This is a genomic window from Salinigranum marinum, assembly GCF_024228675.1.
Lineage (GTDB): Archaea > Halobacteriota > Halobacteria > Halobacteriales > Haloferacaceae > Salinigranum > Salinigranum marinum.
The window spans coordinates 974,763-988,162 of the sequence record NZ_CP100461.1; the positions used below are offsets into that span (position 1 = coordinate 974,763).

5 protein-coding genes, 1 tRNA gene and 3 rRNA genes are annotated in these 13,400 nt (G+C 62.4%); 7 read left to right on the forward strand and 2 right to left on the reverse strand.

The window, feature by feature from the left end; genetic code table 11:
* Positions 1 to 53 precede the first annotated feature (53 nt).
* Both NKJ07_RS04790 and NKJ07_RS04795 read left to right on the forward strand, forming a co-directional pair.
* Positions 54 to 926 carry a hypothetical protein gene (locus NKJ07_RS04790; RefSeq protein WP_318569450.1) on the forward strand — a complete coding sequence of 291 codons (873 nt, stop codon included), beginning with the start codon at positions 54 to 56 and terminating at the stop codon, positions 924 to 926.
* Positions 927 to 2,037: 1,111 nt separating this feature from the next.
* Positions 2,038 to 3,243, forward strand: a complete 1,206-nt coding sequence (locus NKJ07_RS04795) for a Cdc6/Cdc18 family protein (protein WP_318569451.1) — start codon at positions 2,038 to 2,040, stop codon at positions 3,241 to 3,243.
* 54 nt (positions 3,244 to 3,297) lie between these two features.
* Here NKJ07_RS04795 and NKJ07_RS04800 read toward each other — a convergent pair whose 3' ends face one another.
* Complete coding sequence (locus NKJ07_RS04800) at positions 3,298 to 4,086, reverse strand: helix-turn-helix transcriptional regulator (RefSeq protein WP_318569452.1); 789 nt, start codon at positions 4,084 to 4,086, stop codon at positions 3,298 to 3,300.
* A 97-nt stretch (positions 4,087 to 4,183) separates the two neighbouring features.
* Positions 4,184 to 4,744 (reverse strand): TATA-box-binding protein, encoded by a 561-nt coding sequence (locus tag NKJ07_RS04805; protein ID WP_318569453.1) that lies wholly within the window; start codon positions 4,742 to 4,744, stop codon positions 4,184 to 4,186.
* 997 nt (positions 4,745 to 5,741) lie between these two features.
* On the opposite strand from NKJ07_RS04805, the gene NKJ07_RS04810 reads away from it, so the two are divergent.
* The 5 genes from NKJ07_RS04810 (at position 5,742) to NKJ07_RS04830 (ending at position 13,398) form a co-directional block, all read left to right on the forward strand.
* Positions 5,742 to 7,208: ribosomal RNA gene (locus tag NKJ07_RS04810) — 16S ribosomal RNA — on the forward strand.
* 113 nt (positions 7,209 to 7,321) lie between these two features.
* A tRNA-Ala gene (locus NKJ07_RS04815) sits at positions 7,322 to 7,393 on the forward strand.
* A gap of 245 nt (positions 7,394 to 7,638) precedes the next feature.
* A 23S ribosomal RNA gene (locus NKJ07_RS04820) occupies positions 7,639 to 10,553 on the forward strand.
* Positions 10,554 to 10,712: 159 nt separating this feature from the next.
* Positions 10,713 to 10,834: ribosomal RNA gene (rrf, locus tag NKJ07_RS04825) — 5S ribosomal RNA — on the forward strand.
* Together the 16S, 23S and 5S rRNA genes with 1 tRNA gene alongside form the textbook arrangement of a ribosomal RNA operon.
* A 938-nt stretch (positions 10,835 to 11,772) precedes the next feature.
* Positions 11,773 to 13,398 (forward strand): ICP22 family protein, encoded by a 1,626-nt coding sequence (locus tag NKJ07_RS04830; RefSeq protein ID WP_318569454.1) that lies wholly within the window; start codon positions 11,773 to 11,775, stop codon positions 13,396 to 13,398.
* The last annotated feature ends 2 nt before the right edge of the window (positions 13,399 to 13,400 follow it).

The following is a 13,400-nucleotide window of genomic DNA, read 5'->3' on the forward strand; positions in this document are numbered from 1 at the left end:
CACGGCACCGGGGCACGACAACGGTATTGTCTCTCGCGTCCGTACTCCGGACGATGACCGATCGACTCCTTGCGGCCGGCCGCGCGGCCTGCGAGCGCCGTGGCTACGAGGTGACCGCTCCCGGGCGACCGTGGCTGCCGCCCCGACTCGCGGATCCGACGCCTGACGCCACCCCGTTCGTCACCCGGGCGACCGCCTCCCGTGTGGCGATCGAACCGCTCGCTCCCGACGAGGCCACGCCGACGATGTTGGTCTCTCGTCTCCGCAACAACCGCGGGAACGACCGGTTCTCGTTGTTCGTCGTCGAAGACGAGGCGGAGGCACGGCGGGTCCGAGCGCTGTTGCACGACCCGCCGCTGGTCGCCGCCGAGGACGCCCAGGGGAGACGCACGTTCTACAACGGTCCCGACCGCGTCGCGCTCGCCGGCGGGGGGTACGCCGCAGTCCGGACCGACTCCGACCCCGCGGACCTCGTCTGGCGCGAGGACGGCGACGGCGACGAGCGCTCGGTCCTGCTCGTCGACGCGGGCCGGATCGACGGGACAGAGACCTCTCGGGGGGACGTCGGCCGGGGCGCTGACGACACCGTGGTGGCACACCTCGACGGCGTCGACGGGCTCAACTGCCCCGATCCCGCGGTGTTCCCCTACTCGTACGCCCGTGACCCCGACGACAAACGGTTCCGCGTCCGAACCCCGACGAACGGGGGCCGAACGGTCGGGATCTACGATGGGGTCGCCGCCATGCGGGCGAACGCCTACCAGCCGGTTCCGATGCCCCTCGTTCCCGAGCACGTCTTCGACGGCGTCTCGTCCGTCCGCGACGAGTGGGCCGTCCTCGCTCTCGGCGACGCGGACGCCTCGGAGGACCCACGTCCGGAGGAGTCGGGAACCCTCGTCACCGCCGATGGAACCACCCGACCGTAGCTCTGGGGAGATGCGCTCGAATCGGCGGGCGAGGACGGCGACACACCGGGTTTCCGGTGAAAGCGGCTCCGGAAGCGGGCCGGGCGTCGACAGCCGTTCTCGGGTCGCGATCGCGTGTCGAGGCCGACGGGCACTCCCGGAGCGTCGCTAACGAGACCCCGACCGGCCGAACGGAGCCGTTCTGACGAGACACACCACGTTTCCGGTGGACTCGGACTTCGACCTCCGTCTCGAATCCGTGTCCTGGACCGGTCGGTCCGGTCGGTGACTCCGAAGCGAACACACCACGTTTCCGGTGAAAACAACCGGTACCGACCGGGGAATAACGGGAAAACCGGGGGATCCGTGTGTGACTGACACACCGGGTTTCCGGTGAACGACAGTCCGTCCCAGCAGTCGAGGGCGGCAGTCACTTCGATGGCGAAAGTTCGCCCGTGTCCGTGCGGGACACCTCGTTTCCGGTGAACGGCGACCCGGAGAGCCGCGGACGCGCAAGCGCTCGAACGACACGGTCGCCGCGACCGGCGACTTCCCGAAGTATGGCCGGGAGTTCGCGTCGTGAAACACCGCGGTCAACCTCTCGTAGAACACGGGGTGTGCGAGTGCTCTCTCGCGGGACGTGAGAGTGACCTCCCCCGTGAGACACACCACGTTTCCGGTGAACTGGGGTCGTGTGACAGCCTCGCCGCTCAACAATCCGTGTCGGGGCGGTCGACCCGCGGTCTCCAGAACACAAATATTAAATGTGTTTACTGTTTTCGTTACCGTACCCCGTTCAGCATACTACTTTTCAGTTCGTTCAGGACTGTGTTGCAGGTGAACCCGATCGTAGCACTACCTCCTCGAGGAGACACGGTTCTGAGACCTTCCGACCACTTTCGTCCGTTCTCCGTTCATCCCTCGCACGTTCGCTGTTGTCCGTTAGACTCGATCCGCTCGGACCACCGGGTCCGGCCCGTGTCCTGGGGTCGACACCGGGTTTCCGGTGAATCGATACCTCCGTTTCACCTGCACCCCCGGCCGTCTTCTCCCTCGTTCACCGGAAACCCGGTGTGTGTCTCTCGGCCGCAGAATAGTAACGCATTTCACCGGAAACCCGGTGTGGCAGAACATGCCCGACACCGCCGACGACCTCTTCACCCGGGAGGACCCGATCTTCGCGAACAAGGAGCTCTTGGAGATCAGCCACCTGCCCGGCGAGGGACGGATCGTCGGTCGCGACGACGAGATATCGAGCCTCGCGGCGGCGGTCAATCCGGCCATCTTCGGACAGAGTCCGAGCAACGTCCTCATCTACGGGAAGACCGGGACCGGGAAGTCCCTCTGTGCGAAGTACGTCTCTCAGCGACTCGTCGACACCGCGGGCGAGGAGTCGGTGACGGCGACGTTCGCCTACGTCGACTGCGCGCAGGACACCACCGAGACGCAGGCGGTCCAGACCATCGCCGAGGGGGTCAACCAGCCCGCGGTGACCGACGTTCGGATCCCCGACAAGGGGCTGTCGACCTCGACGTACTACAAGCGCCTCTGGCGGATCCTCGACCGCCTCTACGACGTCGTCCTCATCATCCTCGACGAGATCGACAAACTGAGCGACGACGACATCCTGATGCAGCTGTCGCGGGCGGGTGAGGCGGGGAAGATCACCGAGTGCAAACTCGGCGTCATCGGTATCTCGAACAAGATCCAGTACAAAGACCGCATGGACGAGCGCGTCAAGTCCTCGCTCTGCGAACGCGAGTTCGTCTTCCCGCCGTACGACGCAAACCAGTTGCGGGCGATCATGGAGGCGCGGTCGGACGCCTTCCGCGACGGAGTCCTCGACGCGTCGACGGTTCCGCGGGCCGCCGCGCTCGCGGCACGGGAACACGGTGACGCGCGGAAGGCGATCGATATCCTCCGCTACGCGGGCGAGATCGCCCAGTCGACCGGGTCGACGACAGTGAAAGAGGAGTTCGTCACGCAGGCGCGCGAGCGCGCCGAAACCGACCGCTTCCGCGAACTCATCCGTGGGTCGACTCCCCACTCACGGTACGTGCTCCAGGCGCTCGCGATGCTCTCGTTGTCGGGCGGGCGCGACGACGGTTTCCGGACGAGTCGCGTCTACGAGGTGTACGGGAACATCTGCGCCGGACAGGGCTCGGACAGCCTCTCGCTCCGACGCGTCCGTGACCTCCTCAAGGAACACGCCTTTCTCGACATCATCGAACAGTCGAAACACAGCGGGGGGAGCGCCGAAGGGAGCTACACGAAACACCAACTCCTCGAGGACCCGGACGTGGTTCGAGAGGTACTCACCGAAGGTGTCGAGGGGTGAGTGCCGAACCACGCAGACCTCGAAGTAGTCGGTTCCGAACGGATCGCCGGTGAATCAGGGGACGGATAGGCCCTCGGATTCGACTCGGCTCGCCCGTTCGCAGCGGCTCTCGTACACCTCGTGTGCCCACTCGACGAAAGCCTCGTCGTCGCCGTCGACGCTCGCGACGACGTTGCCCAGGTCGTCGTACGCGGCGAGCCACACGTGCCCGTCACAGATCGTGAGTCCGAACTCCAGGTCAGTCGGCGAGATCCACAGGGTGAACTGATCGAGTTCCAGCGCTAACTCGAGTGCGTCGGGGAACTGTTCGCGGGAGGTATCGAGGACGGACCTGTCGATGAGGAGTTCCATCTCGGTGTCGGGACCGATCGCCCGCTCGGCGGCCTGGTTGAACACCCGACTGACGATCGGCGTGATCCCGTAGTAGGTGCCCGCGACGCCGTCGACGATCCCGAGCCACCGTTCGATCGGGGCGTGTGGGTTCTCCGCCGTCGATGTCGTGACCGTCTGCCCAGCGAGCAACTCCGGGTCGACTCCGTCGACAACGTCGTCGACGTTGGAGAGGAAGACGGTGAGGCGTTCCGCGCTCTCGACGGTCCGCTCGAGACGGGAGTATCGCCGGAGCACCATCCGTCCGGCCGCGGTCAGTTCGTAGGTCCCGTTGCGTTTCTGCACCCAGTTGCGCTCGACGAAGCCCGCGAGGTTCCGCTGTGCGGTCTCTCTCGCGCACGACACCCGTTCTGCGAGCGCGCTCGGGCGAAGCGATTCGGTGTCGAGCGTTCGGAGCGTCTCGACGCGACACTCCGAGCCGACGAGATACGCGACGTCTTCCCGAGCGTTCATACCTGTACAGTGTCTCGGCGGCCACTATCACGTTTGCGGAAGAGCGAGCTGTCCGCCCGCAGATCCCGGCCCCCGTTCGCGCCCCCTCCCGGCGGCGTCATCCGAGCAGACCGAGTCCCTCGATCCGATCGACGATCTCGACGACGGCCGTCTCGGCGTCGCTCGTCCGCTTCCCACCCGTGATCACGATCTTTCCGCTCCCGAACAGCAGGATGACGACTTTCGGCTCGTCCATGCGGTAGACGAGCCCGGGGAACTGCTCGGGCTCGTACTCGACGTCCTCCAGCCCGAGCCCGATGGCGAGCGCGTTGAGATTGAGGTTGTGCCCGAGGTCCGCGCTCGAGACGATGTTCTGGACCGTGATCTCCGGATCGTCCTCGACGGGGATCTGGAGGTCTCGGAGCTTCTGGAAGATGATCCCCAACGCCTCGTGGACATCGTCGATGCTCTTCGCGCCCGTGCAGACGATCTTCCCCGAGCGGAAGATGAGCGCGGCGGCTTTCGGGTTCTGTGTGCGGTAGACGAGTCCCGGGAAGTTGTCCGGGTTGAAATCCGCCCCCGGGAGGTCCTCCGCGAGGGCTTCGAGGTCTAACTCCTGGCCGATCCCGGTCGATGCAACGACGTTCTGAATCTCGATAGAGTCTGCCGGTGTACTCATTGTCTCGTTGTTGTCTCCTCTGTCCGCATTTATAAACGGCACCCTTATAAAAGGAGTGCCCGGTTTTCGGTGCTCGCGGCCAAATCCGGGACGACCACGCAGGACATCGCCCGAACTGTCGGATTGAGAGATAGTCTGCCGATAGGCCGAAAAGACGTCCCCTCTTGCTCCCCACATCGGGTCCCACCGTGCAGACCTGCACGGCCGAGTACTCCTGCCTTCGTTCCGCGACGCTTTACTCGGCCGGGACTTTCGACTACTCTTTCCGTCGTTCGTTTCACTCGGCACTGGGCCTGTTTGCGTGCGCCCCACGCGTGCGCGCAATTCGAGAACACGCATCACTGAGGTCGACGGGGTTCGCCGAGACACCGGCTCGTCTCCCTCGAACCGAACGGAAATCTCGCGGTCCCGTTGGATATGGACGAGCCGCGGGTCCCCCCGTAAGATCGTGCGAACACCTCCCACCCGCTTATGAGGGTGCCTCCCATGAAACCGCCTGACGAAGTCGCTCCGCTTCGACGGCCTTTTATGTGTACCCAGCCTCGGACGTAATGCGAAGAACGCACCCGGGAGCGCCCGGGTGTGTCACCCCATCCACCCGCGCTCACACGCTCGAGCCCGTCGCGGTTCGACGGCCTTAAGTGTCCCAGCGCGTTTCGATGGAACGCGAACGCGAAACGCAGACACCGCGACTGCGGGCCGTTCAACCCGGCCCGCGATCGCACTCGCGCTCGGACCTCCCAAACAGGTTCGACGGGTTTATACCCGTCCGCCTGTTTGATTCAGGTCCGAAAAACCCGTGAGGATTCCACCCCTGCGGTCCGCCGTAAGACGGAATCTGATGTTAGCCCTGGTAGTTCGGTGACACCCGGTCGGTCGTCGACCAGCGTGTGTCACTGGACGGACCTTGCAATGCAACGATATTGGTGATTCGTGCTCTGTATAGAGCACAGAATCCCGCCACCCCCTGTCCCCTCTCCCACGAGGCGACAGGAACATTCCGGTTGATCCTGCCGGAGGCCATTGCTATCGGGGTCCGATTTAGCCATGCTAGTTGTACGTTTACCGTAGCGAAAAGCTCCGTAACACGTGGCCAAACTACCCTGTGGAGGACCATAACCTCGGGAAACTGAGGCTAATAGTCCATACGACACACAAGTTGGAATACTGCGTGTCCGAAACGCTCCGGCGCCACAGGATGTGGCTGCGGCTGATTAGGTAGACGGTGGGGTAACGGCCCACCGTGCCGATAATCAGTACGGGTTGTGAGAGCAAGAGCCCGGAGACGGACTCTGAGACAAGAGTCCGGGCCCTACGGGGCGCAGCAGGCGCGAAACCTTTACACTGCACGCCAGTGCGATAAGGGGACCCCGAGTGCGAGGACATACTAGTCCTCGCTTTTCTGTACCGTAGGGAGGTACAGGAACAAGAGCTGGGCAAGACCGGTGCCAGCCGCCGCGGTAATACCGGCAGCTCAAGTGATGGCCGCTGTTATTGGGCCTAAAGCGTCCGTAGCTGGCCACGCAAGTCCGTCGGGAAATCCATCAGCTCAACTGATGGGCGTCCGGCGGAAACTGCGTGGCTTGGGACCGGAAGGCTCGAGGGGTACGTCCGGGGTAGGAGTGAAATCCCGTAATCCTGGACGGACCACCGATGGCGAAAGCACCTCGAGAAGACGGATCCGACAGTGAGGGACGAAAGCTGGGGTCTCGAACCGGATTAGATACCCGGGTAGTCCCAGCCGTAAACGATGCCAGTTAGGTGTGGCACAGGCTACGAGCCTGTGCTGTGCCGTAGGGAAGCCGTGAAACTGGCCGCCTGGGAAGTACGTCCGCAAGGATGAAACTTAAAGGAATTGGCGGGGGAGCACTACAACCGGAGGAGCCTGCGGTTTAATTGGACTCAACGCCGGACATTTCACCAGCTCCGACTACAGTGATGACGGTCAGGTTGATGACCTCGCCACGACGCTGTAGAGAGGAGGTGCATGGCCGCCGTCAGCTCGTACCGTGAGGCGTCCTGTTAAGTCAGGCAACGAGCGAGACCCGCACTCTTAATTGCCAGCATCAGGTTTCCTGGATGGGTACATTAAGAGGACTGCCGCTGCTAAAGCGGAGGAAGGAACGGGCAACGGTAGGTCAGTATGCCCCGAATGAGCTGGGCTACACGCGGGCTACAATGGCCAAGACAATGGGTTCCAACCTCGAAAGAGGACGGTAATCTCCGAAACTTGGTCGTAGTTCGGATTGTGGGCTGAAACTCGCCCACATGAAGCTGGATTCGGTAGTAATCGCGTTTCAGCAGAGCGCGGTGAATACGTCCCTGCTCCTTGCACACACCGCCCGTCAAAGCACCCGAGTGGGGTCCGGATGAGGCCTGGCTCCCAGGTCGAATCTGGGCTCCGCAAGGGGGCTTAAGTCGTAACAAGGTAGCCGTAGGGGAATCTGCGGCTGGATCACCTCCTAAAGACCGGGACTTCCCTGCACGGGAAGCCCACCTTCCGCATTGCAACACAGTCCACCCACCGACACACCACCCGACCACCGACCGGGCACTCTAGAACTACCAGGGCTAACCGGGCCCGTAGCTCAGTGGTAGAGCGCCTCCTTTGCAAGGAGGAAGCCCTGGGTTCAACTCCCAGCGGGTCCACTCCCGGGACGCACCAACGAACCGTGTTCCTTATAAGGAAGACGGCGATACGGTAAGTCCCGAACCGAACCGATGCACCAACCCGCGAAAGCGCGGCTGGGAAGGGTCGAACGCGCTCCGCCGTCACGGAGAGCGTGATGAGATCGTGTGTACGTGCAATCCAGGCGTCCACTGGACTCGTTCATCGAGTCACAAGTGCGCCCACATTATACTGATCAGACTTGACGTTCGATCGTGAAGTCAGATCCAACTGGCTACTGTACTGGCTGGTGAATGGCTCGGCTCGAGAGCCGACGACGGACGTGCCAAGCTGCGATAAGCTTCGGGAAGCCGCATGGAGGCGAAGAACCGAAGATCTCCGAATGGGAATCCCTTCCACAATTGCCTCGCGCAATAGGGAACGCCCCGAATTGAAACATCTTAGTAGGGGCAGGAAAAGAACGCAACCGCGATGTCGTTAGTAACGGCGAGTAAACGCGACACAGTCCAAACCGAATCCCTCACGGGACATGTGGTGTTCGGACTGACTTTCATCGCTGGAACCATCCCGAGAAATCTCCTGGAACGGAGTACGATACAGGGTGACAGTCCCGTATCGGGATCTACTACAGCGTGCGTCAGCTCCAGAGTAGCGGGGGTTGGATATCCCTCGTGAACACCTCAGGCATGACCTGAGAAGACTAAACACTCCTCGAGACCGATAGCGAACAAGTAGCGTGAGCGAACGCTGAAAAGCACCCCGAGAAGGGCGGTGCAATAGGGCCTGAACTCAGTCAGTGATAGAACGACGGGGCATACAAGGCCTCTCACCAAACGACCCACGCGCGAGCGTGCAGTAGAACGTGAGAGGAGCCGGTGTCGCGTCGTACGTTTTGAAAAACGAACCAGGGAGTGCAATTGTCTGGCGAGTCTAACACGAGAACCGTGGAAGGCACAGGGAAACCGATACGAGCGCAGTCTCTTCGAGACCAGGCTCACCGTGTTCAAGCGCGGGGAGTCAGACAGTTGCGACCCGAAACCGAGTGATCTACGCGGGGGCAGGGTGAAGCGTGGCGAAAGCCACGTGGAAGCCCGTTAGGGTTGGTGTCCTACAATACCCTCCCGTGACCCGCGCGTAGGGGTGAAAGGCCCATCGAACTCGGCAACAGCTGGTTCCAGTCGAAACATGTCGAAGCATGACCTCAGCAGAGATAGTACGCGGGGTAGAGCGACCGATTGGGAGACCCGCCTCCGAGAGGAGTCGGCCTCCCTGTCGAACTCCGAACCTGCGTACGTCGCAGAAGCTGGGAGTCCGGTACTCCGGGGTAAGCTTGGGTACCGTGAGGGAGACAACCCAGAGGTAGGTTAAGGACCCCAAATGTGGATTAAGTGCGACCGAAGATTGTCTCGAGCCCTAAACAGCCGGGAGGTGAGCTTAGAAGCAGCTACCCTCTAAGAAAAGCGTAACAGCTTACCGGCCGAGGTTCGAGGCGTCGAAAATGATCGGGGCTCAAATCCACTTCCGAGACCTACCAGTCCGAAAGGAATCTCGTAGACTGGCGTTCCGCGCGGGCGGAAGCACGGGTGAGAACTCGTGTGGACCGTACGGAAACGAAAATCCTGGTCACAGTAGCAGCGAAAGTCGGGTGACAACCCCGACGGCCTCAAGAGCAAGGGTTCCTCGGCACTGCCAATCAGCCGAGGGTTAGTCGGTCCTAAGACTGACCGCAACTCGAATCAGTCAAATGGGAAACTGGTTAATATTCCAGTACCACCACCACTCAAAGTCGACGCTTTGGGAACCACCGAACCGGGCCTTCGCCCGGTCGAACCAGAGAAACTCGTGGAAGCCGTAATGGCACGAAGCGAGCGAATCCTGGGACAGCGCAAGTCGGTGTTACCCAGAGCCCGTGAAAAGACGAGGTGTGTGTCCGTACCGAGATCCGACACAGGTGCTCTCCCGGAGAAAGGGAAGGCCTGTCGGGAGCAACCGGCGTTAGGGAATTCGGCAATTTAGTCCCGTACGTTCGCAATAAGGGATGCCTGCCTCGGGAGAGGCAGGTCGCAGTGACTCGGACGCTCCGACTGTCTAGTAACAACACAGGTGACCGCAAATCCGCAAGGACTCGTACGGTCACTGAATCCTGCCCAGTGCGGGTATCTGAACACCAGGTACAACTGGACGAAGGACCCGTCAACGGCGGGGGTAACTATGACCCTCTTAAGGTAGCGTAGTACCTTGCCGCTTCAGTAGCGGCTTGCATGAATGGATCAACGAGAGCGTCGCTGTCCCAACGCTGGGCCCGGTGAACTGTACGTTCCAGTGCGGAGTCTGGAGACCCCCAAGGGGAAGCGAAGACCCTATAGAGCTTTACTGCAGGCTGTCGCTGAGACGTGGTCGCTGATGTGCAGGATAGGTAGGAGTCATTACACAGGTACCCGCGCTAGCGGGCCACCGAGACAACACTGAAATACTACCCGTCAGTGACTGCGACTCTCACTCCGGGAGGAGGACACCGGTAGCCGGGCAGTTTGACTGGGGCGGTACGCGCTCGAAAAGATATCGAGCGCGCCCGAAGATGTCCTCACGCGGGTCGGAAACCCGCAGAAGAGTGCAAGAGCAAAAGGACGTCTGACAGTGATCTTCCTAACGAGGATCGCTGACGCGAAAGCGTGGTCTAGCGAACCTACGAGGTTCATTCATGGGACCCGTAGATGACAGAAAAGCTACCTTAGGGATAACAGAGTCGTCACCGGCAAGAGCACATATCGACCCGGTGGCTTGCTACCTCGATGTCGGTTCCCTCCATCCTGCCCGTGCAGAAGCGGGCAAGGGTGAGGTTGTTCGCCTATTAAAGGAGGTCGTGAGCTGGGTTTAGACCGTCGTGAGACAGGTCGGCTGCTATCTATTGGGGGTGTGAAGACACCTGACGGGAACGCTCGTATAGTACGAGAGGAACTACGAGTGGTGGCCACTGGTGTACCGGTTGTCCGAGAGGGCAGTTGCCGGGCAGCCACGCCACACGGGGTAAGAGCTGAACGCATCTAAGCTCGAAACCCACCTGAAAAAGAGGTGTCACCGAGGTCACTCCTAGAAGAGGAGTTCGATAGACTCGGGTGTACGCGACGAGGCAACGAGTCGTTCAGCCCGCGAGCACTAACAGACCGAGCCACAGTCATATCATACCGAATGTGGCCCGCACTGAGACTCGTTTGAACGAGTCCAGGCGCAAACTGGATTGCACGTTCCTACACACGATCAGACGACCCGAACGATCGACGTTCGGTCATACCGACAGTGGTCAGACGATGACGACGGTTCGATTCCGTCGGTCGGCGTTGAGGCGGCCAGAGCGGCGAGGCAACACCCGTACCCATCCCGAACACGGAAGTTAAGCTCGCCAGCGTATCAGCAAGTACTGGGGTGGGCGACCCCCTGGGAACAGTGATTCGCCGCCTCCCATTCATACTTCATACTTCATCCACTCTGCTTCAGTATCATCTATCAGTTTTCACCAGTCGTTCCCCCGTAGTCGAGACTCCGATCACGAGAGTAACGGGTCACCAGGCGACAGCGACCACGCGTTGGGGATCGGCTCGGCTCGGTTCTGGCTCGCACGGCGATCATCAGTCGTCGGTCGTCGCTCTGCAGTTATGAGCCGTCGCTCGGCGACAGGACACGGAAGAGTGCCACCCGAGAGCGCAGGGCCGATCGAGACCGGTTCGTTCTGACCGTCTCCGGCGAGGCACTCGGGACTCGCGGGGTTTTTGACTGCTTTTGGAATTTTGGGATTTTGAGGGTTTGTAGTTCCGGGGTTTTGGACATCCGAGACGCGCCCGGGGGGTGTCCGGCGTGTCAGTACGCACGAACGAGAGCGTCCCGATCCGCCGTGTCTGTCGCGGGCGCGCACTGGTTTTCACTCGGGGATACAGACTGATTCGAGAGAGTCACCGGACCGCGTTCGCGGTCCACTCAGGCGACCCAGGGCGCACTCGGTTCGAGTTCAGTTTCCAGCGGCAGCAGTACTCGACGCGGCCGCCACGGCGACGGCATGACTGTGGCATGGGTTCGTGCGTGGCCGTGTTCGTCGCGACCACCACTTCGCCGGAACTGCTGTGAGCCGGGACCCGAACTGGGGCCCCGCTTTACTGATCGTCCCATCGCGCCCGGTAGCACGATTTCCGAATGCCCCGCTGTGGAAAACAGTCAGTCGACGGGCGGCGAGCGCGCGCGAACGCCGGGGTCGGCTCGAAACGTCCGAAACCCGAATTCAGACGATTCAGGCCCGCTCTCGGCCGCTAAAACGGTGTAAATCCGGCTAAACTGGGGCCGAACCGGTCCGAAACGGGGTTCAGCGACGACCCCGTTTAACATATTCAGACTGTTCGGAACGAATGAAATGAACCGCAAACTGGTAGCGACACTCCTCGCGACGATGCTGGTGCTGACCGCCTTCGCACCGGCGGCCGTCAGCGCACAGGAGAGTACTCAGACGACCGACCTCACAGTCTCGCTCACCCAGGATCCCGAAACGGGGATCGCCACGGTGACCGCCACCGACGACGCGGGTCCGGTAACCGACGCCACGGCGAACGTCACGTCGAGCGTGACGTACGGAAGCGAGGGCCAGTACACGACCGACGCGAACGGAACCTTCGAGCTCCCGAACCCCGCGCGGACGGTCGAGATCGACGTCGCAGTGACGTCGAACGGGACCGAAGTGACCGAGACGTTCACGCTCGTCCCCGTCGAGGAGTCGATCGACGTGGCGATCACGCAGAACGGCGACGGCACGACGCTCGTCGAGGTCACGCAGTACGGCACGGCACTCGGCGGTGCCGAGGTCGAACTGAGCTCCACCGTCGCCTACGCGGGGAACGGCACGTACACGACCGACGCGAACGGGACCGTCGACCTCCCTGAACCCGAACAGACGGCGGAGCTGACCGCCGTCGTCACCGCGGGCGACCTCGAAGCGATCGAAACGGCGACCATCGAACCGATCGCCGAGTTCGAGGTCGGTCTCGCGGCGAGCGACGACGGGACGGCGACAGTCACCGTGACGCGCGACGACGACCCCGTCGAGAACGCGACCGTGACCGTCACCTCGGACGGGGCCTACGCGGGGAACGGCACGTACGCGACCGACGCGAACGGCACGGTCGACCTCCCCGAACCCGAGCGGACGATCGCCGTGACGATCACCGCCGAAGACGGCGAGGACGAAGCGACGACCGACGCGGACCTGTCGCCGGTCGATACCGGACTCGCGGTCGACGTCGTGCAGAACGGCGACGGGACCGCGGCGGTGACCGTCACCGACGACGGCTCGGCCGTCGAGAACGCGACCGTGAACGTCACGTCCGACGTGGCGTACGACGGGAACGGGACGTACACGACCGGCGCAGAGGGAGCTGTCGAACTCCCGCGCCCCGATGAGAACGTGACGATCACCGTCATCGCGATCAACGGAAGCGAGGAAGCGACGGCGACCGCCGAACTCGAGATCGTCGAGAACGGCGGCTTCGCGAACTTCGGGCAGTGGGTCTCCTCGTACGTGCACCAGCTGCGTGACGAAGGGTACTTCGGGGCCGAGTTCGGTCAGAAGGTCTCCGAGTTCGCGACCGAGAACAACCCCGGTGCCGACGAGAGACCCGACCACGCGGGTCCGAACGAGCAGGCTGACGACGAGGGGACGGAGTCGAGCGACGAAGCGGACGGCGCGGCCGAGTCGGCCCCCGAAGACGACGACCGCGGGCCGCCGGCACACGCGCAGAACGAGCGCTCGGACACGACCACCGCGGACGAAACCGAGGCAGACGCTGGCGGCGCCGGCGAGGCGGGCGACGACTGCGACGCCGAGGACAGCGCCGAAACGTGCGACAGCGAAGACGACGAGGCCGAACGCGATGGCGAGGCCGAATCCGAGGACGACGGTGACGGCGCACCCGGGAACAGCGGGGACAAGGGCAACAGCGAGGGATCGAACGGAAACAACGGTAACGGCAACGGTCGCGGGAAGTAAGC